The organism is Oryzobacter terrae, from assembly GCF_042756445.1.
In the GTDB taxonomy this organism is placed as follows: Bacteria; Actinomycetota; Actinomycetes; order Actinomycetales; family Dermatophilaceae; genus Oryzobacter; species Oryzobacter terrae.
Genome location: NZ_CP170578.1, coordinates 2,087,832 through 2,112,247, shown reverse-complemented (window position 1 = coordinate 2,112,247; position 24,416 = coordinate 2,087,832). Strand labels below are relative to the sequence as shown.

The 24,416-nt window shown below is 73.7% G+C and carries 23 protein-coding genes and 1 riboswitch; of the genes, 11 read left to right on the top strand and 12 right to left on the bottom strand.

Annotation, left to right across the window (positions count from 1 at the left end):
- The first annotated feature begins 2 nt into the window (after positions 1-2).
- The 3 genes from ACFWN3_RS10010 to ACFWN3_RS10000 all read left to right on the top strand — a co-directional run bounded on the left by ACFWN3_RS10010 (position 3) and on the right by ACFWN3_RS10000 (position 4,343).
- On the top strand, positions 3-1,874 hold the full coding sequence (locus tag ACFWN3_RS10010) for an ABC transporter ATP-binding protein (RefSeq protein ID WP_377639143.1): 1,872 nt from the start codon (positions 3-5) through the stop codon (positions 1,872-1,874).
- A gap of 90 nt (positions 1,875-1,964) precedes the next feature.
- Positions 1,965-3,044 carry a LacI family DNA-binding transcriptional regulator gene (locus ACFWN3_RS10005; protein WP_377639142.1) on the top strand — a complete coding sequence of 360 codons (1,080 nt, stop codon included), beginning with the start codon at positions 1,965-1,967 and terminating at the stop codon, positions 3,042-3,044.
- 861 nt (positions 3,045-3,905) lie between these two features.
- Positions 3,906-4,343 (top strand): glucoamylase family protein, encoded by a 438-nt coding sequence (locus ACFWN3_RS10000; protein WP_377639140.1) that lies wholly within the window; start codon positions 3,906-3,908, stop codon positions 4,341-4,343.
- Here ACFWN3_RS10000 and ACFWN3_RS09995 read toward each other — a convergent pair.
- The 4 genes from ACFWN3_RS09995 to ACFWN3_RS09980 are packed head-to-tail and all read right to left on the bottom strand — an operon-like array spanning position 4,254 to position 7,688.
- On the bottom strand, positions 4,254-4,925 hold the full coding sequence (locus ACFWN3_RS09995) for a 2'-5' RNA ligase family protein (RefSeq protein WP_377639138.1): 672 nt from the start codon (positions 4,923-4,925) through the stop codon (positions 4,254-4,256). The genes ACFWN3_RS10000 and ACFWN3_RS09995 overlap by 90 nt on opposite strands.
- A complete protein-coding gene (locus tag ACFWN3_RS09990; RefSeq protein ID WP_377639136.1) occupies positions 4,922-5,578 on the bottom strand; it encodes a response regulator in 657 nt (218 codons plus the stop codon). The genes ACFWN3_RS09995 and ACFWN3_RS09990 overlap by 4 nt, the downstream gene beginning before the upstream one ends.
- The gene (locus ACFWN3_RS09985) at positions 5,569-7,338 is read right to left on the bottom strand and encodes a sensor histidine kinase (protein ID WP_377639134.1); all 1,770 of its coding nucleotides are present in this window, start codon (positions 7,336-7,338) and stop codon (positions 5,569-5,571) included. The genes ACFWN3_RS09990 and ACFWN3_RS09985 overlap by 10 nt, the downstream gene beginning before the upstream one ends.
- A complete protein-coding gene (locus tag ACFWN3_RS09980) occupies positions 7,335-7,688 on the bottom strand; it encodes a response regulator (RefSeq protein WP_377639132.1) in 354 nt (117 codons plus the stop codon). Before ACFWN3_RS09980 ends, ACFWN3_RS09985 begins: the two co-directional genes overlap by 4 nt.
- 209 nt (positions 7,689-7,897) lie before the next feature.
- On the opposite strand from ACFWN3_RS09980, the gene ACFWN3_RS09975 reads away from it, so the two are divergent.
- The 3 genes from ACFWN3_RS09975 (at position 7,898) to ACFWN3_RS09965 (ending at position 10,319) form a co-directional block, all read left to right on the top strand.
- Complete coding sequence (locus ACFWN3_RS09975) at positions 7,898-8,968, top strand: nitrous oxide reductase family maturation protein NosD (RefSeq protein WP_377639131.1); 1,071 nt, start codon at positions 7,898-7,900, stop codon at positions 8,966-8,968.
- A gap of 97 nt (positions 8,969-9,065) precedes the next feature.
- Positions 9,066-9,926, top strand: a complete 861-nt coding sequence (locus ACFWN3_RS09970) for an Fpg/Nei family DNA glycosylase (RefSeq protein WP_377639129.1) — start codon at positions 9,066-9,068, stop codon at positions 9,924-9,926.
- Positions 9,927-9,980: 54 nt separating this feature from the next.
- A complete protein-coding gene (locus tag ACFWN3_RS09965) occupies positions 9,981-10,319 on the top strand; it encodes a rhodanese-like domain-containing protein (protein WP_377639127.1) in 339 nt (112 codons plus the stop codon).
- A 47-nt stretch (positions 10,320-10,366) separates the two neighbouring features.
- Here ACFWN3_RS09965 and ACFWN3_RS09960 read toward each other — a convergent pair whose 3' ends face one another.
- Positions 10,367-10,681: a DMT family transporter gene (locus ACFWN3_RS09960; RefSeq protein ID WP_377639125.1), complete on the bottom strand. Its 315-nt coding sequence runs from the start codon at positions 10,679-10,681 to the stop codon at positions 10,367-10,369.
- Positions 10,682-10,690: 9 nt separating this feature from the next.
- Positions 10,691-10,759: riboswitch (guanidine-III (ykkC-III) riboswitch) on the bottom strand.
- 329 nt (positions 10,760-11,088) lie between these two features.
- Between ACFWN3_RS09960 and ACFWN3_RS09955 the strand changes: the two genes are divergently transcribed.
- Complete coding sequence (locus tag ACFWN3_RS09955) at positions 11,089-12,300, top strand: ATP-binding protein (RefSeq protein WP_377639123.1); 1,212 nt, start codon at positions 11,089-11,091, stop codon at positions 12,298-12,300.
- A gap of 251 nt (positions 12,301-12,551) precedes the next feature.
- Entirely contained in the window at positions 12,552-13,439 is an 888-nt protein-coding gene (locus tag ACFWN3_RS09950; protein ID WP_377639121.1) for a peptidase inhibitor family I36 protein, read from the top strand.
- A 64-nt stretch (positions 13,440-13,503) separates the two neighbouring features.
- Here ACFWN3_RS09950 and helR read toward each other — a convergent pair whose 3' ends face one another.
- From helR to ACFWN3_RS09935, 3 genes are all read right to left on the bottom strand, one after another.
- Positions 13,504-15,750, bottom strand: coding sequence for an RNA polymerase recycling motor ATPase HelR (helR, locus tag ACFWN3_RS09945; protein WP_377639119.1), 2,247 nt, complete (start codon positions 15,748-15,750; stop codon positions 13,504-13,506).
- A 154-nt stretch (positions 15,751-15,904) separates the two neighbouring features.
- Positions 15,905-18,370, bottom strand: coding sequence for an ATP-binding cassette domain-containing protein (locus ACFWN3_RS09940; protein ID WP_377639117.1), 2,466 nt, complete (start codon positions 18,368-18,370; stop codon positions 15,905-15,907).
- A 147-nt stretch (positions 18,371-18,517) separates the two neighbouring features.
- Positions 18,518-18,982 carry a VOC family protein gene (locus ACFWN3_RS09935; protein ID WP_377639115.1) on the bottom strand — a complete coding sequence of 155 codons (465 nt, stop codon included), beginning with the start codon at positions 18,980-18,982 and terminating at the stop codon, positions 18,518-18,520.
- Positions 18,983-19,019: 37 nt separating this feature from the next.
- On the opposite strand from ACFWN3_RS09935, the gene ACFWN3_RS09930 reads away from it, so the two are divergent.
- Together ACFWN3_RS09930 and ACFWN3_RS09925 are read left to right on the top strand one after the other, a co-directional pair.
- A complete protein-coding gene (locus ACFWN3_RS09930) occupies positions 19,020-19,475 on the top strand; it encodes a hypothetical protein (RefSeq protein ID WP_377639113.1) in 456 nt (151 codons plus the stop codon).
- 105 nt (positions 19,476-19,580) lie between these two features.
- On the top strand, positions 19,581-20,483 hold the full coding sequence (locus ACFWN3_RS09925) for a cation diffusion facilitator family transporter (protein WP_377639111.1): 903 nt from the start codon (positions 19,581-19,583) through the stop codon (positions 20,481-20,483).
- Positions 20,484-20,573: 90 nt separating this feature from the next.
- On the opposite strand, the gene ACFWN3_RS09920 is transcribed toward ACFWN3_RS09925, so the two are convergent.
- On the bottom strand, positions 20,574-20,969 hold the full coding sequence (locus ACFWN3_RS09920) for a hypothetical protein (RefSeq protein WP_377639109.1): 396 nt from the start codon (positions 20,967-20,969) through the stop codon (positions 20,574-20,576).
- 263 nt (positions 20,970-21,232) lie between these two features.
- Between ACFWN3_RS09920 and ACFWN3_RS09915 the strand changes: the two genes are divergently transcribed.
- Positions 21,233-21,862, top strand: coding sequence for a peroxiredoxin (locus ACFWN3_RS09915; RefSeq protein ID WP_377639107.1), 630 nt, complete (start codon positions 21,233-21,235; stop codon positions 21,860-21,862).
- Positions 21,863-21,961: 99 nt separating this feature from the next.
- On the opposite strand, the gene ACFWN3_RS09910 is transcribed toward ACFWN3_RS09915, so the two are convergent.
- The 3 genes from ACFWN3_RS09910 to ACFWN3_RS09900 form a co-directional block, all read right to left on the bottom strand.
- Entirely contained in the window at positions 21,962-22,477 is a 516-nt protein-coding gene (locus ACFWN3_RS09910) for a metallophosphoesterase family protein (protein ID WP_377639105.1), read from the bottom strand.
- Between the two features lie 76 nt (positions 22,478-22,553).
- Positions 22,554-22,976: a PPOX class F420-dependent oxidoreductase gene (locus tag ACFWN3_RS09905; RefSeq protein ID WP_377639103.1), complete on the bottom strand. Its 423-nt coding sequence runs from the start codon at positions 22,974-22,976 to the stop codon at positions 22,554-22,556.
- Between the two features lie 109 nt (positions 22,977-23,085).
- Complete coding sequence (locus ACFWN3_RS09900; protein WP_377639101.1) at positions 23,086-24,414, bottom strand: RNA polymerase sigma factor; 1,329 nt, start codon at positions 24,412-24,414, stop codon at positions 23,086-23,088.
- Between the last annotated feature and the right edge of the window lie 2 nt (positions 24,415-24,416).

Here is a 24,416-nt window from a genome sequence, read left to right as displayed (position 1 = left end):
CGATGAACCCGATCCTCGAGGTCGAGAACCTCTCGGTCCGCTACGAGCCCAAGGCGCACCGCTCCATCACCGCGGTCTCCGACGTCTCGTTCGCCATCCGCCCCGGCGAGTTCGTCGGCATCATCGGCGAGTCCGGCTCCGGCAAGACCACCCTCGGCAACGCCGTGCTGCGCCTGCTCGAACGGCCGGCGCGGATCAGCGAGGGGACGATCACCTTCGACGGCAGGGACATCACGACGACGCCGGAGGACGAGCTGCGCCACCTGCGGTGGCGCGACATCTCGACGGTGTTCCAGAGCAGCATGAACTCGCTCAACCCCGTCGTGCGCGTCGACGCCCAGTTCGCCGACGTCATCGAGGAGCACTCCGAGCTGCGCGGCGACGCCGTCGACGAGCGCATCGGCGAGCTGTTCGACATGGTGATGATCGACCGCAGGTTCATGAAGGCCTTCCCCCACGAGCTCTCCGGCGGGATGAAGCAGCGCGTCAACCTCGCGCTCGCGCTGGCGCTCGACCCCAAGGTCGTCCTCCTCGACGAGCCGACGACCGGCCTCGACGTCGTCGTCCAGCACTCGATCCTCGAGAACGTCCGCCGGCTGCAGGCCGAGAAGGGCTTCGCGGTCCTGTTCATCAGCCACGACATCGGCACCGTGCTCGACCTCTCCGACCGGATCCTCGTCATGTACGCGGGCCGCATCGTCGAGGAGCGCGCGACCCAGGACCTCCTCACCGACCCGCTGCACCCGTACACCAAGGGCCTGCTCGGGTCGTACAGCGACCCCCGGGCCGAGACCGTCCGGATCACCTACATCCCCGGCCGCCTGCCCGACCTCAGCCGTCCCGTCGAGGGCTGCATCTTCGTGGCGCGCTGCCCCGAGAGGATCGCCCGCTGCGAGAGCGTGACCCCGGTCTTCGCGCCGCTCGACGGCGGCGAGGTCGCCTGCCACGTCGCGCGGATCCAGCGGGGGGCCGAGGAGGCCGGGCCTGACGCCGCCGGCATCGGGGAGCGGACCCGGCACTTCAACGGCCCGGAGTTCGTCAAGACCGCCGACGAGTCGGCGAAGGCGCTCGAGCACCCGCCCCTGCTGTCGGTCGAGGACGTCACGAAGGTCTACGAGCGCCGGCGCGGCCTCACCGTCGAGCGCACGACCGCCGTCGAGGACGTGTCGTTCACCCTGCGTCGCGGTGAGGTCACCGCGCTCGTCGGCCAGAGCGGGTCGGGCAAGTCGACCCTGGCCCGGCTCATCACGGGCGTCGACAAGCCGACGCAGGGGCGCATCGTCTTCCACGCCGAGGGCGGCGACCGCGAGGTGGCCGGCTTCCGGGGCCGCTCGCTGCGCGAGTACCGCAGCCACGTGCAGATGGTCTTCCAGGACCCGTACAGCTCGCTCAACCCGACGAAGCGGATCGGCCAGACGCTCGAGCGCCCGCTCGTCAACTACCAGGGGCTCAAGGGCGACGCGCTGCGCGCCCGGGTCCAGGAGCTCCTCGAGACGGTGGCGCTCACGCCCACCGACCGCTTCCTCAACCGCTACCCCTACGAGCTGTCGGGTGGGCAGCGCCAGCGCGTCGTCATCGCCCGGGCCCTGGCCGTCGAGCCCGAGATCATCGTCGCCGACGAGCCGATCTCGAGCCTGGACGTGTCGATCCGCGCCGAGGTGCTCGAGCTCCTCGCCACCCTCGTGCGCGAGCGGGACATGGGGATCCTCTACATCACGCACGACCTGCTGAGCGCGCGGATGCTCTCCGACGAGGTGCTCGTCCTCCACGAGGGCCGCGTCGTCGAGCGCGGACCGACCCTCGACCTCATCCGCCAGCCCAAGGACGACTACACGAGGAAGCTCCTCGACGCGGTGCCGAACCCCTTCGCCTGACCCGTGCTCGCCCCGCGTCCCACGCCTGCTGCGGCGACTGGCCTAACGTCCCCCGGGACGGCAGGGTTGGTCGCGGTGGAAGGAGGAGCGGTGGCGTCGGACGTCGAGGACCGACCGGTGACGATCTACACCGTGGCCGAGCGGGCCGGGGTGTCGATCGCGACGGTGTCGCGGGTGCTCAAGGGGTCGACCCCCGCGTCGCCGATGACCCGCCGCAAGGTGCTGCGCGCGGTCGAGGAGCTCGACTACGTGCCGCTCCGGTCCTCGCGCCCGGTCGACGTGCCCCGGCACCAGACCCACGGCCTCGTGCTCCCGGGGCTGTACGGCCCCTACTTCTCCGACCTGCTCACCGGGTTCGAGTCGACGGCCGCCCAGTACGGCCAGTCGGTCGTCGTCGTCCTGGCCAACGGGGCCGTCGACATCGAGACCTCGCTGCGCAACGTCCTCCAGCGGGTCGACGGGCTCGTCATCGCGACGGCCACGGTCGGCGACGCCACGGTGCGCTCGATCAGCCGGGGGACCCCCACGGTGCTCCTCGCGCGCGACCCGGTCGAGGGCTGCGACGCGGTGCTCATCGAGAACGAGCGCAGCGCCGCCGAGCTGACGAGCCACCTCCTCGGCCACGGCCGTCGCAACATCCTCTTCGTCGGGCACGCCGACGACTCCCACGACTTCACCGGCCGCTACGACGGCTTCGTCTCGGCGCTGCGCCGGCGCAAGCTCCTCGAGGCCGGCCCGCCGATCCGCGTTCACCCCGAGGAGGCCTCGGGCCCGGCCGCCGTCGACCAGATCCTCGCGATGGACGCGCCGGTCGACGCGCTGCTGTGCGCCAACGACGAGCTCGCGCTGTCGGTCATGGCCCAGCTGTCGCGGCGCGGGGTGCGGGTGCCCGACGACCTCGCGGTCACCGGGTTCGACGACATCATGACCTCGCGGTTCATGGCACCCGGGCTCACGACCGCGCAGCAGCCGACCCGGGCCCTCGGCCGGTGGGCGGCCATCCGCCTCCACGAGCGCATCGAGGGCCGCACCCACGACGTCGAGCCGCTCGTCATCCCGACGAAGATCGTCCTGCGCGGCTCGTGCGGCTGCCCGTGGGACGGGCCGTCGCTGCCGACGCCACCGGAGCGCGTGCCGTCGCGGGCCGCGGAGGAGCCCGTCGGTGCCTGACCCCGCCCTCCTGGCGCGGTGGGCGGGGGACACCTGGCGCTGCCTCGACGCGATGACCGACGGGCGCACCGGGCTCCCCGCCGACGGGATCGACGACGCGCTCGACCCCGCGACCCGCTCGGGCTCCACGTCGCCGACCAACATCGGCGGCCTGCTGTGGAGCACCGTCGCCGCGGGGGAGCTCGGGCTCGTGTCGGCGGATGAGTGTCGGTCCCGTTGCGCGAGAACGCTGTCGACGCTCTCGTCGGTCGAGCGGCACGAGGCCTCGGGCCAGCTCGCCAACTGGTACTCCGAGGTCTCCGGCGAGCTGCTCCGCGAGCTCCCCGACGGCACCCGGGTCGTGCCCTTCATGTCCAGCGTCGACAACGGGTGGCTGGCGGCGGGCCTGCTCGTCGTCGAGTCGGCGGTGCCCGAGCTGGCCGCGGAGGCCCGCCGGCTGCGCCTCCTCATGGACTTCGGCGCGTTCCACGACGCCGGGGCCGGGCCGCCCGGACCCGGCGGGCGGCTGCGCGGCGGGTTCTGGGAGGCCGACCCCGGGCAGGCGAGCGTCCTCGCGCCCTCCACGGGTGGGGCCCCGGTCCACCACACCGAGCACCACTACGACCTGCTCAACTCCGAGCCGCGGATCGCCTCGTACGTCGGCATCGTCGCGGGCCAAATCCCGCCGGAGCACCTCGCCGCCCTCGACGCCCCCCTCGTGTCGTTCCGCGGTTGCGAGGTCGTCCCCACCTACGGCGGCTCGATGTTCGAGGCGCTGATGCCCGACCTGCTCGTCCCCGAGGAGGAGTGGTCGCCCGACCTCTGGGCCCGCAACCACCCCCTGACGGTCGCCGGGCAGCGCGAGTGGGCGGCGGTCCACGGATGGCCGGCCGGGGCTGGTCGCCGTCGGCCCGGCCCGGCGAGGGCTACGCCGAGTGGGGCGTGCCGCCGTTGGCCTGGCGCGACCCCGGCTACCCCAGTGAGCGCGACGGCGACCCGGTCGTCACCCCGCACGCCGCGGCGATGGCCCTGCTCCACGCGCCGGAGGAGGCGACGTCGTGCCTCGCCCGGCTCGAGGCACTCGGCTGCTACGGCCCGGGTGGGTTCGTCGACTGCCTCGGGCTGTCGTCGAGGCGCACCGCGGGGCGGTACCTCGTCCTCGACCAGGCGATGGTCATGGCCTCGCTCGCGCACGTCCTCACCGGTGGAGCGCTCCGGCGGGCCTTCGCCTCACCCGAGGTCGAGGGTGCGCTGCGGCCGGTCATCGAGGCCCTGGGGTGGCCCGACCCGTCGGCCCGCCTGCCCGGCCGCGTCGCCTGAGCGGGCGTCGAGCCGGCCGGACCCGGGTCCGGCTCCGGTCGACCCGGGCGCGGCGAACGGGTAGCGCCGCACGCGCTGCCACCGGCCGACGCCGGACTCCGGCGCTGGACCGCTCCAGAGGTCGACGCACTCCACGGGCTGCCGGACGGGCAGGAGGGGACCGACCTCCCGCTCCGCCGCCCGAAGCTCGGCTCGCGGGTGGTCGTGACCGATCGTCAGGTGGGGCACGACCTCGGGGAAGGCGCCGCCGTAGGGCGGGGCCTGCGGGAACGCGGCCACCACGAGGTCGACGAGCGCGACGAGCGGGCGGGGGTCGGCGGGCTCGACGTACAGCGCGGTGTCCCCGAACCAGCCCGTGCGGGCGCCGACGAGCTCGAAGGGCGGCACTGCCGAGAACAGGGCGTCGAGGTGGTCGTGGTCCCGCTCGGTGAGGTCGCGCAGCGGGACGAAGGGGAAGACCACGGTCACGTGGGCCGGCACGCCGAGGGCCGCGGCACGGTCGAGCCGGCGCCGGTGCCGCCCGACGACCGGCTCGGCGGCCGGGCACTCCACGATGAGCGCCGTGAGGAGGCCCGCCGTCACGGCGCCGCACCCCCGCGCTGCGTGGCCAGGTACGTGACGACCGCGCGCACCCGGCGGTTGTCCGACGAGCCCGCCGGCAGGTCGAGCTTGGCGAAGACGTGCTGCACGTGGGTGAACACCGTGCTGAGCCCCACCGTGAGGCGCTCGGCGATGCCCCGGTCCGACAACCCCTCGGCCATGAGCCGCAGCACCTCGAGCTCGCGCTCGCTGAGGACGTCGAGCGAGGAGTGCGAGCGGATGAGGAGGTCGACGAGCTGCGGGTCGACGAAGGTGCCCCCGGCCACGACCCGGTGCAGCGCGCCCTCGAGGACGTCGGCCCGCAGGACGTTGTCCTTGAGGAGGTAGCCGACGCGGGCGGGCGACCGGTCGAGGAGGACCGCTGCGTACGAGGCGACGAGGTACTGCGACAGGACGAGCACCGCGACCCCGGGGTGGCGCGAGCGCACCACCTCGGCGAGGCGCAGTCCCTCGTCGGTGTGCGTGGGTGGCATCCGGATGTCGAGGACGACGGCGTCGGGGTCGTGGGTGCGGACCAGCGCGAGCACCGGGTCCGGCCCGGGGGCGAGGGCGACCACCTCGTGCCCGCGGTCGCGCAGCAGGGTGGCCAGCCCGGCCCGGACGAGCAGGTTGTCCTCGACGACGATCACCCGCACGGGATCTCCATCGTCAGCGTCGTCCCCTCACCGGGCTGCGTCGACAGGCGCAGGGTGCCGTCGACGGCGGCCAGCCGGTCGCGCACCCCGACGAGGCCCGCACCGTCGGCGTCCGCCCCGCCGCCGCCGTCGTCCTCGACGGCCAGGGCGAGGACGTCGCCCCGCCGCTCGAGCGTCAACGTCACCGTGCTCGGTGCGGCGTGCTTGAGGGCGTTGCTCACCGCCTCGGCGGCGGCGAAGTACGCGGCGGCCTCCACCGGGGAGGCGAGCCTCCCCACCGGGCCGGCGGGCTGACGGAGCACGACGCCGCGGCCGAGCCGGTGGGTCAGCGCCTCGAGGGCCGGGCCGAGCCCGTGGTCGGTGAGGACGGCGGGGTGGATGCCCGACGCGAGGTCGCGTACCTCGGCGAGGGCGCTGACCAGCTCCTCCTCGGCGGCGTCGAGCAGGGTCGGGTCGCCGGGTCGCTGGCGCAGCAGCCGGAGGGCGATTCCGATGGCGAGGAGGCGCTGCTGCGCGCCGTCGTGGAGGTCGCGCTCGAGCCGGGCCCGGGCCTCGTCGGTGGCCGTGACGATCCGTGCCCGGGACTCGCGCACCTCGAGCAGCTGGGACCGCACCTCCGCGGCGAGGCGGGCGTTCTCGAGGATGATGCGCGTCGCCGAGCCGGCCGCCGTGAGCAGCGCCGGCTCCTCGCTGAGGGAGCGATCGTGGCGGATGAGGGCGAGGTCCGCCCCGGCGTCGCCGACGGGCGTCACGACCGAGCGCTCGTCGGCCACCGGCGGCGGGGCTGCGCGACCGGAACCGTCGACGAACCCGTCGCCGACGGGATAGACGACGCGCAGGTGGGGGTCGCCGAGGGCGAGGCTCAGCGAGCGTTGGAGGTCGGTGTCGGGCGACCCGGCGAGCTCGACGACGAGCTCACCGATCCGGCGGTACGACAGCCGCTCGTGGAGCAGGCCGACGAGGAAGCACAGGGGCACGGCAACGGTCCCGAGGACCTGCAGCAGGACGAGCGTGCGCAGCGACAGGGCCCACGCCGACGTTCCTGCGCCGGCACCGACGAGGCTGAGCAGCCCGAACAGCACCACGAGGACGGCGATGGAGGCGTAGGGCAGGAGGAGCAGCCGGCGCTGCCGGTGCCCCGCGCGCCGGTAGCGCCGGACCAGCAGGACGAGGAAGAGCACGGCCGCCAGCGTCCAGACGACGGAGAAGGTGCTCGTCGCGACGCGGTTGACGACGCCGGGGACGGCCACCGCGCTGAAGGAGGTGGCACAGCGCTCGCAGGCGGCGACGGACGTGTGGGTCAGTCCCCACCACAGGCTCTCCGCGCCGCCCACGGCGTACCCGAACGCCACGAGCCGTCGGGCGGCGACCTCGGGAAGCACCCCGGTCGGGTAGGCGAGGAGGAGGTGGCCGCCCACGGGCGCCTGGAGCGGGACGAGGAAGGCGGTGACGGTGACGAGGAGCCGCGGCAGGACGGCGTCGCTGTAGAGCCCGAAGGAGCCGACGAAGTTCGCCGCCAGGACGAGGGACAGGGTGAGGATGAGCCGGGCCAGGCGCGGCCTCCCGACCCGCAGGGCCACGCACCCGACGGCGAGCCAGGCGGTGGCGAACCCGAACTCGCGCACGACGGAGGTCGCGGGGGCCCTGACCTCGACGACGAGCACCACCCACAGGTCGACGAGGAGGAGGGCGAGCGTCGCGACGGCCATCGTGAGCGCGACCCGGTCGGTGCGCGCCGTCTCGCCACGGTCCGGCGTCACCCGAAGAGCTCCACCAGCCGGGCGACGGTGAGCTCGTCCTTCGCGACGAAACCGAGGACGGGGACGGTGGCCAGGCGCGGCCCGAGGCCACCGTTCTCGTCGCTCGAGGTCAGCACGACCCCCGGTGGGTGCGGGAGGCCGGCGAGGACGTCGGCGAGGTCGGCCCCGTTGCCGTCGGGGAGCAGCACGTCGAGCAGGACGAGGTCGGGCTCGAGCTCGCGAGCCCGCTCGAGGGCCTGCGCCAGGCTGGCGGCCTCCCCGACGACGTCGAACCCCCCGCTCTGCAGCAGCAGCCGCGCCATCCGGCGGAACCCCGGATGGTCGTCGACGAGGAGCACCGTGCGGGCCACGTCTGATGGTGGCACCGGCGGCCGGTCCCCGGCGAGGGGTCGGCCGGAGGATCAGTGGTTTCAGGGAGGCGCCGGGGCGACCGCCACCGGGACGGTGGACGGACCATCCCACCGACCGGAGGAGCCCGCCATGTCCACCCGTCCCCGTCCCGACACGTGCCCCGGCGTCGCTCGCCGGACGTCCTCGACCGCGCAGGAGGTGCAGTGAGATGACGACCCGCCGACTACTCTCCTTCGTGCTCGCGGGGACCGCCGTGGTCTCGCTCCTCGCCACCGCGCCCACGGCGAGCAGCGCCGCCACGGACACGGTCGTCGTCACGTCGACCATCCAGGCCGCGGTCGACGCCGCCTCGCCCGGCGACACCGTCGTCGTGCCGGCCGGGACGTACCGCGAGACGGTCGCGGTGACGACCCCGGGCCTGACGATCCGCGGCCCCGTCGGCGCGGTGCTCGACGGCACCGGGTCCGGTCTCCCGTTCGGCATCCGGGTGCGCTCCCTCGACGGCAGCAGGATCGACGGCTTCACCCTCTCCGGGCTCACGGTGCGCGGGTTCGAGCGCAGCGGGGTGCAGCTGAGCGGGGTCGACCACTTCCGCCTCACCGGGACGCGGTACGTCGACAACCCGCTCTACGGGCTCTTCCCCGTGCGGTGCTCGCACGGGAGGGTCGACCACAACTCGGTCAGCGGCTCGTACGACTCCGGCGTGTACGTCGGCCAGTGCAGCGACGTCCTCGTCGACCACAACGTCGCCCACGACAACACCATCGGTCTCGAGGTCGAGCTGTCGACCCGGGTCGTCGTCGAGGACAACGTCGCGACCGACAACGCGATCGGGGCGATGGTCCAGATCTCCCCGGGTCGTCCCGTCAAGGTCACCGAGGACGTCGTCGTGCGACGGAACACGCTGTCGGGCAACAACCGCCCGAACACCGTGGCCCCCGAGGACGGGCTGCTCGGACAGCTCCCCGGAGGGGTGGGAGTCGTCAACGTCGCCGGGGACCGGGTCGACATCGTCGACAACGTCGTCTCGGGCAACCGCAGCGCGGGCATCGGCGTCGTGGGCCTGCCGCCGGCGATCGTGGCGCTCGACGGGCTGCTCGACCCCACGCCCGACGGCGGGCGGGTCACGGGCAACGTCGCGCGGGGCAACGGGTTCGACCCCGACCCGCGGCTGCTGCTCCCGTCCGGTGACGTGCTCTGGGACCTCACCGGGTCGCCCTGCTTCTCGGTCCTGCGCAACTCCCGGACCTTCCCCGCCCCCCTGCCGCCCTGCGGCTGACCCCTGCCGCCTGCGGCCCTGCCGTCCTGCGGCCGAGCCGTGGCGGCGACGCTCCCGAACGGCGCCGCGAGTCGGTGCCGTTCGGTAGCGTCGCGTCATGCCCGAGCTGCCCGAGGTGCAGGCCCTCGCCGACTTCCTGCGCGAGCGCACCGACGGGCTCGTCGTCACGGGCGTCGAGCTCGGCTCCATCTCCGTGCTCAAGACCTTCACCCCACCGCCGCAGGCGCTCGTCGGCGCACCCGTCGACGGCGTGGCACGCCACGGCAAGTTCCTCGACCTCGACTGCGGGGGGACGCACCTCGTCTTCCACCTGGCCCGGGCGGGCTGGCTGCGCTGGTCCGACGCGATGCCGGCGACGGTCCTGCGCCCGGGCAAGTCGCCCATCGCCCTGCGCGTCCGCTTCGACGACGCGTCCGGCTTCGACCTCACGGAGGCGGGGACGAAGAAGCGCCTCGCGGCGTACATCGTCGGTGACCCCGGGCTCGTGCCGGGGATCGCCTCGCTCGGCCCCGACCCGATGGCCGACGAGTTCACCCTCGCGGTGTTCGCCGCCATCGCCGCGTCGCACCGCATGCAGGTCAAGGGGATGCTGCGCGACCAGTCGATCATCGCCGGCGTCGGAAACGCGTACTCCGACGAGGTCCTGCACGTCGCCAAGCTGTCGCCGTTCGCGCTCGCGGCCACGCTCGGTCCGCCGGAGGTCGAGCGGCTCTACGAGGCGCTGCGGGCGACGCTGGCCGGGGCGGTGGCGACGGCCTCGGGCAAGCCGGCCAAGGAGCTCAAGGACGCCAAGCGCGCGGGGATGCGGGTGCACGGGCGCACCGGGGAGACCTGTCCCGAGTGCGGGGACGTCGTGCGCGAGGTCTCGTTCGCCGACTCCTCCCTCCAGTACTGCGCGACCTGCCAGACCGGGGGGAAGCCGCTCGCCGACCGGCGGACGAGCAAGTTCCTCAAGTAGGCCGCCGACGGACCTGGCGGCGGCCGCACCGCGGTTCCTTGGGATACTGGGTCCATGAGTGCCTACCCCGACGTCACCGTCAGCGACCTGTCCGACGACGCCGTCGTCCTCGACATCCGCGAGCAGGACGAGTGGGACCGCGGCCACGCCCCCACCGCCGTGCACATCCCGATGTCCGAGCTGCCGGCCCGGGTCGACGAGCTGGCCCCCTTCCTCGACCGCGACGAGCCGCTCGTCATCACCTGCCGCTCCGGGGGCCGGGTGCAGCGGGTCATGCCCTGGCTCGAGCAGCAGGGCTACGAGGTCGCGAACCTCGCCGGCGGGATGCGTGCCTGGCACGCCGCGGGCAAGCCGATGGAGACCGCCGACGGGTCCGCCGCCGAGGTCCCCTGACCCGGGGCGCGATCGCGTCCGCGGGGCCGACGCCACGGCCTCCCGGCTCAGTGCGTCAGCTTGAGGCCGATGACGCAGCCGACGATGCCGGCCACGAGGAGGACGCGGACCGCCGACAGCGGCTCCTCGCCCGTGGCCATGGCGTAGGCGACGGTGAGGCCGGCGCCGATGCCGACCCACACCGCGTACGACGTGCCGACGGGCAGCTCGCGCATCGCGTAGCCGAGGCCGCCCATGCTCAGGGCGAGCGCGACCCCGAAGACGACCGACGGCCCCGGACGGCTCAGGCCCTCCGAGCGGCCGAGGGCGGTGGCCCACACGGCCTCGAGGACTCCGGACAGGACGAGGACGACCCAGGACACGACAGCTCCAACGGGCCGTCTTGTCGCGTGGCCGGGTACGGCACCCCTCGTCCGGGAGCCCGCGTGAGGGGGCTCTTCCCCGAGGGTCGCACGCCCCGCGCGCCGGGGCAAACCGGGGTCGATGCCGCCGTATCCCCCCGTATCGCCCCAGCACTAGACAGCCCGAGGGAACCCCTAGGAACCCCTCGTGCCCCCGGCTTCCCCCGCCGCGTGTGCTGGAACGGCTGCTCTGGCGACCAGCTGAGCACACGCGAGCGGGCTTCCCCGGCTCGTGTGCGGGGACGGCCGCTGAAGCGACCACCCGAGCACACGCGACCAGACCCCCTCGGAGCGGGGACAGGCGACACGCGATCGGGCTCTCTGCGGATGTCTGCCGTCTGCGCTAGAGAGCCGCATACGCTCCGATCGTGGACCCGATCAGGAACCCCTACGCCCCCGGTGCCGGGCAGCGACCCCCCGAGCTGGCCGGACGCGACGAGCAGCTCGACGCCTTCGACGTCGTCCTCGAGCGGGTGGCGCGCGGGCGGCCGGAGCGCTCCATCGTCCTCACCGGGCTGCGTGGCGTCGGCAAGACCGTGCTCCTCAACGCGCTGCGCTCCTCGGCCGTCCGCGCCGGCTGGGGGACCGGCAAGCTCGAGGCCCGGCCCGACCAGTCGCTCCGCCGGCCCCTCGCCTCCGCCCTCCACCAGGCGGTCCGTGAGCTCGGTCCGTCCGGCGGCAGCGGCGACCACGCCCTCGGTGTCGTCAAGGCCTTCGCCCAGCGCGAGTCCGACTCCGGACCGGGGCGGGGCCGCGCGGCCACGAAGCTGCGCGACCGGTGGAACCCGGGGATCACGGTGCCGGCCGTCCTCGGCCGCGCCGACTCCGGCGACATCGAGATCGACCTCGTCGAGCTGCTCTCCGACCTCGGCGGCATGGCGTCCGACACCGGGCGCGGGGTCGCGGTCTTCATCGACGAGATGCAGGACCTGGGTCCCGACGACGTCTCGGCCCTGTGCGCCGCGTGCCACGAGATCTCCCAGTCGGGACTGCCCCTGATCGTCGTCGGGGCGGGGCTGCCGCACCTTCCGGCGGTGCTGTCGGCCTCGAAGTCGTACTCGGAGAGGCTGTTCCGCTACTCGCGCATCGACCGCCTCGAGCGGTCGGCCGCCGATGCCGCCCTCGTCGTCCCTGCCGAGGAGGAGGGCGCGAGCTACTCGGACGAGGCGCTCGAGGCGATGTACGGAGCCACCGGTGGCTACCCCTACTTCATCCAGGCCTACGGAAAAGCGGTGTGGGACAGGGCTCCCGGATCAGCGATCACCGCCGAGGACGTCGCGGTCGCCGCGCCGGAGGCCGACGCCGAGCTCGCGGTGGGCTTCTTCGGCTCCCGCTACGAGCGGGCCACCCCGGGCGAGCGCGAGTACCTGAGGGCGATGGCCGAGGTCGCGGTCGAGCTGGGCGACGAGTCGGAGGCCGTCCCGACGTCCGACGTCGCGGCCCACCTCGACCGCAAGCCGCAGTCGCTCTCCCCGGCGCGCGACGCCCTGTTGAAGAAGGGGCTGATCTACTCGGGGGAGCGGGGCCGCATCGCCTTCACGGTGCCGCACTTCGGCCGGTACCTGCGCGACCACACCTGAGGACGGCAGCCGGGCCGTCGCCGCCCGGGGCTCCGGGGAGTGCTCCCCATCGTCATCGGGCCGCCGCCTGAGCAGGATGGCCACGGGGAGAGGCGGTCACGCGAGTGGCCGGCCGTCGACCCGCACGACCGGGGGGCCGAGACCACTGGGGGGACACGCCGGCGCAGGCCGGGTGCCAGGGGGAGCGAACCGCGTCGGTCGTCCGCGCCGGTGGCAGTCCTGCCCCGGCACCGACCACGAAGGAGCACGAGATGAAGCTGAAGAAGATGATGTCGCTGGCCGCCGCCGGCGTCGCGGTCCTCGGGACGGTCGTCGCCACGGCGCCGACCGCGCAGGCCGCGACCTCGAAGAACGGCGTCTGCGAGACCGGCGAGTTCTGCCTGTACTACAACAGCAACCACACGGGGTCGATGGTCGACCTCGGCAGCGGCGTCAAGGACTACGGCACGGGTGCCGGCTGCGTGAGGTTCGTCAAGGCCGGCGCCGGCCGCGGCCAGTGCATCAAGAACAACGTCGCGTCGGTGTGGAACCGGGAGTCCGCGGCCGTCACGGTCTTCTACAAGAGCGGCTGGGCCGGCTCGGTCGACGCGATCGGCAGCGGCTCGAAGGTCAACCTCAAGTCGACGCTGAAGAACGAGAACGCCGGCCACGTCGTCGGCAAGGCGTCGAACAGCCGGATGGTCACCGGGCTCTACAAGAACACCGGCCGGATCACCGCCTACTTCGACGGCTACCTCAACACCTCAGGGCGCCACGAGGGCACCGACATGGCTCGCGGCATCGGCGCCCCGGTGTACGCGATGCTCGGTGGGACGGTCACCCGGGTGACCCAGGGCGCCCGCGGCGGCAGCGGCCTGTCGCAGATCGCGATCTTCAACGCGAGCCAGAACAAGACCCTGGTCTACCTGCACACCGACCCGGTCAACACGCTCCGGGTCGGCCAGTCGGTGGGCAAGGGCGCGCGGATCGCCACCGAGGACTGGCGCGGGGTGTCGAGCTCCGGTGCGGCACACACCCACGTCGAGATGCGCAGCGGCCGCCAGACGAGCGCCGCCAAGAGCGTCGGTGACCCCGTCCTCAGCAACCCCAACCCCACGTCGTTCTGGATGGCGAACGGCTACAACGTCTGCTGCGACTGACACCCCGGCCGACCACCCGACGGCCGACCTCCCCGCACCGGCGGAGGGGGCGGTCGTCCGGCGTTCACCCGCTCGTGAGGACGACGAGCTGCTGGGTCGCGCGCGTCATCGCGACGTAGCGGTCGACCGCTCCCTCGATGCCGTCGCCGAACCCGTCGGGGTCGACGAGGACGACGAGGTCGAACTCCAGCCCCTTGGCGAGCACCGGGGTCAGGGAGCGCACTCGGTCCGTGCCGTCGAAGGACGGGCCACCGATGACGCACGCCACGCCCTCCGCGTGGGCCGTCAGCCACTCCTGGAGGACGGTCCCGAGCTCGGCCACGCCGCCGTGCCGCACGGGGAGCCCGGTGCTCCGGACCGAGGTCGGCACGTTGGCGTCGGGGATCGCGGCGCGGATGACGGGCTCGGCCTCGGCCATGACCTCCTCCGGCATGCGGTAGTTGACCGTGAGAGGCGCGAGGTCGACCCGGTCGAGCCCGACGCGGGCCAGCCGCTCCTCCCACGACTCGGTGAAGCCGTGTCGTGCCTGGGCCCGGTCGCCGACGATCGTCAGGCTGCGTGACGGGCAGCGCCGCAGGAGCATCTGCCACTCGGCGTCGGTCAGCTCCTGGGCCTCGTCGACGACGACGTGGGCGAACGGCCCGGCGAGCAGGTCGGGGTCGGCGACGGGGACCTCGGCGTCGTCGACGAGGGCGGACGTCAGGTCCTGGCCCCGGAGCATCGACATGACCCGCATCTCGGAGTCGTCGCTCGCGATGAGGTCGGCGACGACGTCGGCCATCCGGGCCCGCTCGGCCGCCGCGGAGGCCTCGCGCCGGGCCCGCCGCCGGGACGCCTCGGGGTCACCGAGGCGCTGGCGCATGGCGTCGAGGAGCGGCAGGTCGGCGACGGTCCAGGCCGTGGGGTCGTCGCGCCGCAGGCGGGCGACCTCGTCACGGGTGAGCCACGGGGCGCACCTCCGCAGGTACGCCGGCACGGTCCACAGGTCGCCGACGAGGTCAGTCGCCTCGAGCAGCGGCCACGCCCGCGAGAAGGCTTCGAGCAGAACGGCATCGGTCGTGAGGGCGCGGCGGTACTCCGCGTGCGGGTCGGCGGTCGTGATGCCGTACGCGTCGAACTCGTCCTCGCCCGTGGCGTCGTCGTCGTCCCACGCGTCCTCGTCGTCGTCCCAGCCGTCACCGCCGGACCGGTCGGCGACCCGGTCGACGAGGAGGGCGACGACCGCCTCCCACACCTGCTCGCGTGCCTCGTTGTGGGGGGTGCCCGGCTCGCGGGCGTCGAACGCCTCGGCCCAGTCGCGGGCCGTCAGCGCGACGTCGCCCCAGGGGGTCGTCACCTCGAGGGTCTCGTGGGGTGGCTGCTCGTAGAGCCCCACGGCGGGCTCGACCGCCTCGGCCATCCGGGCGTCGGACTTCAGCCGCCCGACCTCGGCGTCGGCCTCGTCGACCGCCGTCGCCCCCTCGGGCAGGAGGTCGCGGACGGTGCAGGTCCGCACGCCCTCCTCGCCGAGGCTCGGCAGAACGTCGGAGACGTAGGCGAGGTAGGGCTGGTGCGGTCCGACGAACAGCACCCCGCCCTTGCGGTGCCCCAACCGCGGGTCGGAGTACAGGAGGTAGGCGGTGCGGTGCAGCGCGACGACGGTCTTGCCGGTACCGGGACCGCCGTCGACGACGAGGGGCCGACGCGACCCGGCCCGGATGATGGCGTCCTGGTCCGCCGCGATGGTGCCGAGGACGTCGCGCATCCGGCTCGTCCGGCTGGTGCCGAGGCTGGCGATGAAGGCCGACTGGTCGTCGAGGGCGCCGGCATGGCTCGTCAGGCCCTCGGTGGTGAAGACCTCGTCCCAGTAGTCGCGGACGCGGCCGTGGGTCCAGCGGTACCGGCGCCGGCTCACCAGGCCCATGGGGTTCGCGTGGGTGGCGCCGAAGAAGGGCTCGGCCGCGGGGGACCGCCAGTCGACGAGGAGGCGGCGGCCGTCGGCGTCGGTGAGGCCGAGGCGGCCGACGTACAGCGGCTCGGGGTCGTCCTGCGCGACGACCTGCCCCAGGCAGAGGTCGAGACCGAACCGGCTCAGGGCCCGCAACCGCGCGGTGAGCCGGTGCACCTCGAGGTCGCGGTCGAGGGCGGCCCGGCCGGTGCCGGCCCGGGCGCGGCGGGTGTCCTCGAGCTGGTGGGTGATCTCAGCGAGGGTCTCGTCGAGGCGGTGGGCGATCGCGGCGAAGTGGCGCTCGTCGGCCTCGACGAGGGCGGGGACGGCCTTGTGGGCGAGGTGGTCGGGAAGGTCGAACGCGCTGGCGGTCGAGGAAATCACGTGGGCTCCGATCCGGGTGCTGCGGGCCGGGTGCCCCCCGTGGGCCCGACCTCGGCCGGTGATTCTGCGCCACTCAGGGGGCCTTGCCGCAAGCCCCCCGGTGCGCTATACGTTGGGAGTGGAGGAGAGCGGTCGCTCTCCTCCGCCGTGGGTCCTAGGCCTCGACGTACAGCGCGAGGTGCTCCCCGGTGAGGGTCGAGCGGGACGTGACCAGCTCCCCGGGGGTGCCCTCGAAGACGACCGTCCCGCCCTCGTGGCCCGCGCCGGGGCCGAGGTCGATGATCCAGTCGGCGTGCGCCATCACGGCCTGGTGGTGCTCGATGACGATGACCGACTTCCCGGAGTCGACGAGCCGGTCGAGCAGCCCGAGGAGGTTCTCGACGTCGGCGAGGTGGAGCCCGGTGGTCGGCTCGTCGAGGACGTAGACGTCGCCCTTGTCGGCCATCTGGGTCGCGAGCTTGAGGCGCTGGCGCTCGCCGCCGGACAGGGTCGTCAGCGGCTGGCCGAGGCTGACGTAGCCGAGGCCGACGTCGTCGAGGCGCTCGAGGACCGCGTGGGCCGCGGGGGTGCGGGCCTCGCCCTCGGCCCCGAAGAACGCCTTGGCCTCGACGACCGACATCGCGAGCACGTCGGCGATGTTCCTGCCGTCGAGCGTGTATCCGAGCACCGCGGCCTGGAACCGCCGGCCCTCGCACTCCTCGCACGTGGACTCGACGGTGGCCATGATGCCGAGGTCGGTGAAGACGACCCCGGCGCCGTTGCAGGTGGGGCAGGCGCCCTCGGAGTTCGAGCTGAACAGGGCCGGCTTGACCCCGTTGACCTTGGCGAAGGTCTTCCGGATCGGCTCCAGGAGACCGGTGTACGTGGCGGGGTTGCTGCGCCGCGAGCCCTTGATGGCGCCCTGGTCGATGACGACGACCCCCTCGCGCTTGGCGACCGAGCCGTGGATCAGCGAGCTCTTGCCCGACCCGGCGACCCCCGTGACGACGACGAGCACACCGAGCGGCAGGTCGACGTCGACGTTGCGCAGGTTGTGGGTGGAGGCCTTGCGCACCTCCATCGTGCCGGTGGGGGCTCGGACCTCGTCCTTGACGGCGGCCCGGTCGTCGAGGTGTCGACCGGTGGTGGTGTCGCTGGACCGCAGGCCCTCGACCGACCCCTCGAAGCACACCTCGCCCCCACCGGAACCGGCCCCGGGGCCGAGGTCGACGACGTGGTCGGCGATGGAGATCGTCTCGGGCTTGTGCTCGACGACGAGGACGGTGTTCCCCTTGTCGCGCAGCTGGAGGAGCAGCTGGTTCATCCGCTCGATGTCGTGGGGGTGCAGGCCGATCGTGGGCTCGTCGAAGACGTAGGTGACGTCGGTGAGCGAGGAGCCGAGGTGGCGGATCATCTTCGTGCGCTGCGCCTCGCCGCCGGAGAGGGTGCCGGCCGGGCGGTCGAGGGACAGGTACCCGAGGCCGATCTCGGTGAAGGAGTCGAGGAGGTGCTGCAGGCCCGTGAGGAGGGGCGCGACCGAGGGCTCCTCCAGCTCGCGGACCCAGTCGGCGAGGTCGCTGATCTGCATCGTGCAGAGGTCGGCGATGCTCCTGCCCTTGATCTTCGACGACCGCGCCTCCGCGGTGAGGCGGGTACCGTCGCACTCGGGGCAGGCCTGGAAGGTGACGGCGGCCTCGACGAAGCGGCGCACGTGCGGCTGCATCGCCTCGGGGTCCTTGGCCAGCATCGACTTCTGGATCTTGGGGATGATGCCCTCGAAGGTGAGGTTGATCCCCTCGACCTTGATCTTCGTCGGGGGCGCGAAGAGCATCGTGTCGAGCTGCTTGGCGGTGAACGAGGCGATCGGCTTGTCCATCGGCAGGCCCATGCCCTCGAACAGGCGGCCGTACCAGCCGTCCATGGAGTAGCCCGGCACGGTGAGCGCACCCTCGTTGAGCGACTTCGAGTCGTCGTACAGCGCGGTGCGGTCGATGTCGCTGACGTGCCCCATGCCCTCGCAGCGCGGACACATCCCGCCGAGGTACACCTCCTGCTGGGCCACCCGCTTCTCGGTGCGACCCCCCTTCTCGGTCGTCATCACCCCGCTGGCCTTGCGGGTGGGCACGTTGAACGAGTACGCCGTGGGCGGGCCGACGTGGGGCCGGCCCAGCCGGCTGTAGAGGATGCGGAGCATGGCGTTGGCGTCGGTTGCGGTGCCGACGGTGGAGCGCGGGTTGGCGCCCATCCGCTCCTGGTCGACGATGATCGCCGTCGTCAGGCCCTCGAGGTGGTCGACGTCGGGGCGCGCGAGGTTGGGCATGAAGCCCTGGACGAAGGCGCTGTAGGTCTCGTTGATCATCCGCTGCGACTCGGCGGCGATGGTGGCGAAGACGAGCGAGCTCTTGCCCGACCCCGACACCCCGGTGAACACCGTGAGCCGGCGCTTGGGCAGCTCGACGCTGATGTCCTTGAGGTTGTTCTCGCGCGCGCCGACCACCCGGATGAGGTCGTGGCGGTCGGCGGCCGCGGGGGCGGTGGTGGAGGTGGAGGTGCCCTTGGTGGCGGTGGCGGTGGCGGTGGCGGTGGCGGTGGCGTCGGCGGCCCTGCCCGTGGTCGTGGAGGTGGTCGTGGACTTGCCCATCGTGTCTCCCTGTCGTGAAGCGCATCGCGGCCCGCGTCCCCGTCGCCGCCAGCCCAGACTAGCGGCGCCCGATGACGCCCTCCCGAGGCTAGGGGGACGTGCCCGGTGGCCGCTTCTCGGTTCCTGACCGGTGCCGGCAGATCCTGGTCAGCGGGTGTCGTCGGTGCCGAACCCCGAAGTCCACGAGCGCTCCTCGGCCCCCGTCGTCTCCTGGAAGAGGGTGATCTGGAGGTCGGCCGGGGCGTCGAGGCGGGAGTTCAGCGACAGCCACGGCGTGAGGACGGGAGCGGCGACGAGGTCGGCCCCAGCCTGCGTCGCGGCATCGGTGCTCGCCTGCGCGTCGTCGACCTCGAAGGCGAGGCGGATGCGCGGGCTGGGTCGTCCCTCGGCCTCGATGCCGTCGATGACCCGCTTGTGCGTGGGGTTCGCGATCTCCAGGGTCGCGCGCCCGGCCTCGAGGATGACGACCCGGTCGTCGCCGCCTTCAGCGAAGGCCATCGCCTCGGGCATCCCGAGGACGTCGCGGTAGAAGCGCACGGCCTCGTCGTAGTCGGCCGCCTCGACGACGACCCGCAGCTGGTGGACCCGACGGACCTGCTCCCCGGTGCTCATGGGTCCATCCTCGCCCGAGCCCGGGCAGGATGGTCGGATGGAGATCATCCCGGGAGAAGGGCTGCCCGACGTGCGCGTCGGCGCGTCCCGCGCCGACGTCGTCGCCGAGGTGGGCGAGCCGGTGAAGGACGGGAGCGTCGCCTGGTACCACGAGGCGCAGCCGCCCTTCTCGGTGCACTACGACGCCGACGACGTCGTGGAGTACGTCGAGGTCGCCAACGGCGCAGGGCGGGGCGAGGAGGCCGAGCTCGACGGCATCCGGCTCACCTCACGGCTCCTCGACGACGTCCTCGACGACCTGCGCGGGGCCGGGTACACGGGCCGCGAGGTCGACATCGGGTTCGAGTACGACGCCGGCTTCTGCGTCTTCTCCATGTCCTCGCTCACCCTCGCCGAGGTCGACCCCACCGAGCCCGAGGACCCGGAGGACGAGCGGCTCGTCGCCGAGGGCGTCGGCATCGCCCCGGTCTCGTACTGGCGCTCCGACGGCTGACCGTCGCGCCGGTCCGCCACGGTGCCGCGTCGGCCCGCCGGGTGACGGGAGGGCGAGCGGGGCTGACCTACGCTGGGGGCCAGGGCAGGTCCACGAGAGGTCGTCATGGGTCACGGGCACGGACACGTCGAGGCGCATGCCGGGGGGCGGCACCGCTGGCGGCTGGCCGTCGCGTTCGTCCTCGTCGGGCTGTTCTTCGTCGTCGAGCTCGTGGCCGGGCTGGTGTCCGGGTCGCTGGCGCTGCTCTCCGACGCGGGCCACATGGCGGCGGACGTCGCCACGTTGGGGGCGGCCCTCGTCGCGACCCGGATCGCCACCCGTCCCGACCCGACGGGGAGGCGCACCTTCGGCTCCTACCGCGCCGAGGTCTTCGCCTCGGGGCTCGCCGTCCTCCTCATGCTCGCCGTGGCGGTGTACATCGTCGTCGAGGCGGTCGGGCGGATCGGTTCGAGCCCGCAGGTCGCGTCGGGGACGATGCTGCTCGTCGGCGGCATCGGGCTGGCCGTCAACCTCGTGGCGCTGGTGCTGCTGCGCGGCGGGGCGAGCGAGAGCCTCAACGTCAAGGGCGCCTACCTCGAGGTCGTCGCCGACACGGTGGGGTCGGTCGGCGTCATCGTGGCCGGCCTGCTCGTCGGTGCGACGGGAAACGCCCTGTGGGACACCGCGGTCGCGCTCGCCATCGCGGTGTTCGTGGCCGTGCGGGCGGTGGTGCTCGGGCGCGAGGTGGTGGCCGTCCTCGGCCAGCACGCGCCCGTGGGGGTCGTGCCGACCGATCTCGTCACGGCGCTCACCGGTGTCCAGGGCGTCGTCGACGTCCACGACCTCCACGTGTGGACCCTGACGTCCGGGATGAACGTCGCGACGGTTCACCTCGTCGCGGTCCCCGAGGCGTCGGCCGACGTCCTCGCGTCGTCGACCGAGCTGCTGCGCGAGCGGTTCGGCATCGCCCACGCGACGATCCAGGTGGAGTCGCGCGACGCCGCCCACTGCTCCGGCGCCGACTGGTAGCGCCGCTCTCCCTCGGACTTATTGCCCTGAGCCCACGCGAACCGGGGGCCGGCGCGTGGGCTCAGGGCAATGAGTCCGGTCGGGGGAGGGCTAGGGCCAGCCGCCGGCCCCGCGGTCGGCGCTGCCGCTCGGGGCCGGCCCGTGGAGGGCACGGCACTCCTCCTCGGCCCGTGTCGCGACGAGCACTGGGGTGGCCGCATCGAGGCCGCCGCGCTCCCGCGACTCGGCGACGAGTGAGCGCACGACCTCGTAGGTCGCTCCGGACAGTCCCATGTGCTGGTAGTCGAAGCCCTGGTCCAGGGCGGCGCGCAGGGTCTCGCCCACCCAGTACGCCACCTGGCGCACGCACACCTGCACCGGGTCGGGGCCCGCGGTGGGCGACGCGGCTGGTGGGGACGATGCCGCACCGGAGCCACCGCCCTCCGAGGTCGTCGCGCACCCCGCGAGCAGGGCGAGGGCGAGCACGGCGGCGAGCATCGTCCTCATGACTGGTGAACGCCCCGGACCCACCCGCGGGTTGGGCGCTCCGGACCCCGAATGTCACCGAACCTCCGCCGTGGCCCCCGATATCGGGCGACATTCGCGGAGGTTCGGTGACATTCGGACCCCTGCGGGCCGGGTCGGGCCGACGCGCCGCCCCCTGCCGAGGGTGGTCGTCGGGAGGCGGTCCACGATGCGGGCAGTCCGAGACGCCTGATCGGGACCTCCGATAACGTTAACTAACCGTTATCCCAACGAGGAGTGATCCTGTGAGCATCCGTCTCGGCGACACCGCGCCCGACTTCTCCGCCGACACGACCGCCGGCCCCATCAGCTTCCACGACTGGAAGGACGGCGCGTGGGCCGTGCTGTTCTCCCACCCCGCCGACTTCACCCCGGTCTGCACCACCGAGCTCGGCCGGACTGCGGCGCTCTCGGGTGAGTTCGCGGCCCGCAACGCCAAGCCCATCGCCGTGTCCGTCGACTCGGTCGAGGACCACGCCCGCTGGCTGCCCGACATCGCGGAGGTCGGCGGCGCCGCCGTGGAGTTCCCGATCATCGGCGACCAGGACCGCGCGGTCTCGCAGGCCTACGACATGATCCACCCCAATGCCGGCGACACCTCGACGGTGCGCTCGGTCTTCCTCATCGACCCGTCGAACAAGGTGCGCCTCACCCTCACGTACCCGAAGTCGGTGGGCCGCAACTTCTCCGAGATCCTTCGCGCCCTCGACGCCCTCCAGGCCACCGACGGCGCGCCGATCTCCACCCCGGCCGAGTGGACCCCGGGCGAGCGCGTCATCGTCGCCCCCACCGTCTCGACCGAGGACGCGCGCGAGCGCTTCAAGAACGTCGACGAGGTGAAGCCGTACCTGCGCTTCGCCGACGCTCCGGCCTGATCGGCCGGGAGACCGGGCAGACACCCAGGAGCCGGTCGCCGAGCAGCCCTCCGCTGCGCGGCGACCGGCTTCGTCGTGTCCGGCCCGGTGGGACCGGCGTCAGGTCCGGGGTGGGAGGCGATGGAGGACGACGTCCTCGACCGCCCCGTCGACGAGGCGCAGCGTGACGTACGTGCAGTGCGGCTCGCGGCGCCGGTCGGTGGGCGAGCCCGGGTTGAGCAGCCGCAGGCCCTCGTGGGCGCTGTCCCACGGGATGTGGCTGTGCCCGAAGACGAGGAGGTCGACGTCGGGGTGGGCGGCGCGCATCCGCTCGTCCCGCCGCTGCTTCGCGCCGGTCTCGTGGACGACCGCCACGCGCACGCCCTCGACGGTCGCGCGGGCCACCTCGGGCAGCCTCGACCGCAGGACGGGGCCGTCGTTGTTGCCCCAGCACGCGAGGAGGCGGCGGCTGCGGGCCTCGAGCCGGTCGAGGAGGGGGACGTCGACCCAGTCGCCGGCGTGGACGACGAGGTCGGCGCGGTCGACCTCCGCCCACACCTCGGCGGGCAGGTCCTTCGCGCGCAGGGGCAGGTGAGTGTCGGAGATGACGAGGACCCGGGTGCCGTCGCTGCTCATGACCCCACCGTGCCACCCCCTCGAGGTCGCGCGACATGCCGGCGTCGAGGTCGCCCGCTCGGCATGTCGCGCGATCTCAACCGGTGACGGACCCGTCCGGCGCCTCGGCGGGGTGGAGGTGGATGACCTCGCGGGCCCGCTCGCCCCGGGCGACGACCTTCTCGACGAGCATGAACACCGTGAACTGCAGGCCGTACTTGCGGGCGAGCATCCGGGTGACCCGGTCGACCTCGGCCGGGTCGTCGGTGGCGGAGGCCCGTGCCTCGACGGGGACGGCGTCGTCGGGCACCGACCCGCGGCGGCTGCACTCGGCCACGGTGACCCGTGGCGTGTGCCGCACCCGCTTGAGCTTCCCCGTGCCGGCCGGGGTGAAGACGGCCAGCCGGTCGCCGTCGGGGACGACCCAGACCGGGGTCGGGACCGCCTCGCCGGAGCGGCGGAAGGTCGTGAGCGAGATGAAGTCGCGGTCGCCGAGGGCGAGGAGCGGGGAGGCCGTCATCGCGCCACCGTATGTCGATCGGTCGGCCTCGACGTCGCTCGTGCGCCGGGCCGGGTGGTGACTGTCGAGACCTGTGTGCCGGTCGACGGCCCGCGCCAGGCACAGCAATTCAGGCTCGGAGGGCGTCGCGCCGGGCCTCGAGGAAGCGGCGCTCGGCCGCGGTGTGGGTGAGGTCGACGGCGCGCTGGTAGGCGGTGACCGCCTCCTCGCGCCGGCCGGCTCGGGAGAGGAGCTCGGCCCGGGTCGCCCACGCCGGCTGGAACCGCGCGGCCCGCCCGCCGTCGCCGGACGCTCCGGTCCGCCCGGTCGCGCCGGTCCGCGCGGTCGCGCCGGTCCGCCCGGTCGCGCCGGTCCCACCGGGCGCTCCGGTCCCCCCGAGCACGCCGAGCGCGTCGAGGAGGGCGAGCCCGGCCACGGCGCCGTCGACCTCGGCGGTCACGGCGGCCAGCGCGGTCGCACTGCCGAGGCTGGGGGCGACGGCGTGCAGCGAGCGGTGGAGGTCGAGCAGGGTGCTCCAGTCGGTGCGGCCGGTCGTGGCCCGGGCGCAGTGGACGGCCTGGACCGCTGCCTCCAGCTGGTAGCGCCCGAGGACGCCGTGCGGGTGCGCCGCCCTCAGGTGCTCGTGGGCCCGGGCGATCCGGTCGGCGTCCCACCGCGTCGGGTCCTGGTCGGAGAGCGGCACGAACGAGCCGTCGTCCGCCGTGCGCGCCGACCGGCGGGCCGCCGACAGCCCCACCAGGGCCGCGAGCCCGCGGGCCTCCGGGTCGTCGGGCACGAGCTCGGCGAGCACCTCCGCGAGGTGCAGGGACTCGGGCGGGAGGTCGCGCTCACCCGGGCCCGTCGACCAGTCGATGACGTACGCCCCGTAGACCGCCGCGAGGGTGGCGTCCATCCGCTCGGGCAGGACCGAGCGGTCGGGGATCCGGAAGGGGATCCGGTTGTCGCGCACGCGGTTCTTCGCGCGGGTCAGCCGGGTCGCCATCGTCGCCGTCGGCACGGCGTGGATCCGGGCCACCTGCTCGGCGGTGTACCCGAGGACGGTGTTGAGCATGAGAGGGGTGCGGGCCGGGGGCGCGACCGCCGGGTGCGCGCAGACGAGCATCAGCTCGAGGCGTCGGTCCGGGACGGCGTCGACGTCGAGGTCGTCGAGGTGGGCCGGCGCGTCCCGCTCGGGGTCGAGTCCGCTCGTGCGCGAGACCTCCGCCGACCGCCACCGGTCGCGCTGCCGGTGGCGGGCCACGGTGAGCAGCCACGCCTCGGGCCGGGTGGGGACCCCGTCGACCGGCCAGCGGCGCAGCGCCCGCTCGAACGCGTCGGCGAGGGCGTCCTCGGCACCGGCGATGTCGTGGGTCCCGGCCGCGAGGAGCGCGAGCAGGCGGCCGTAGCCGGTGCGGGCCGCGGTCTCGGCCCGCTCCAGCGCGGCGTCCCGGTGGTCCACGA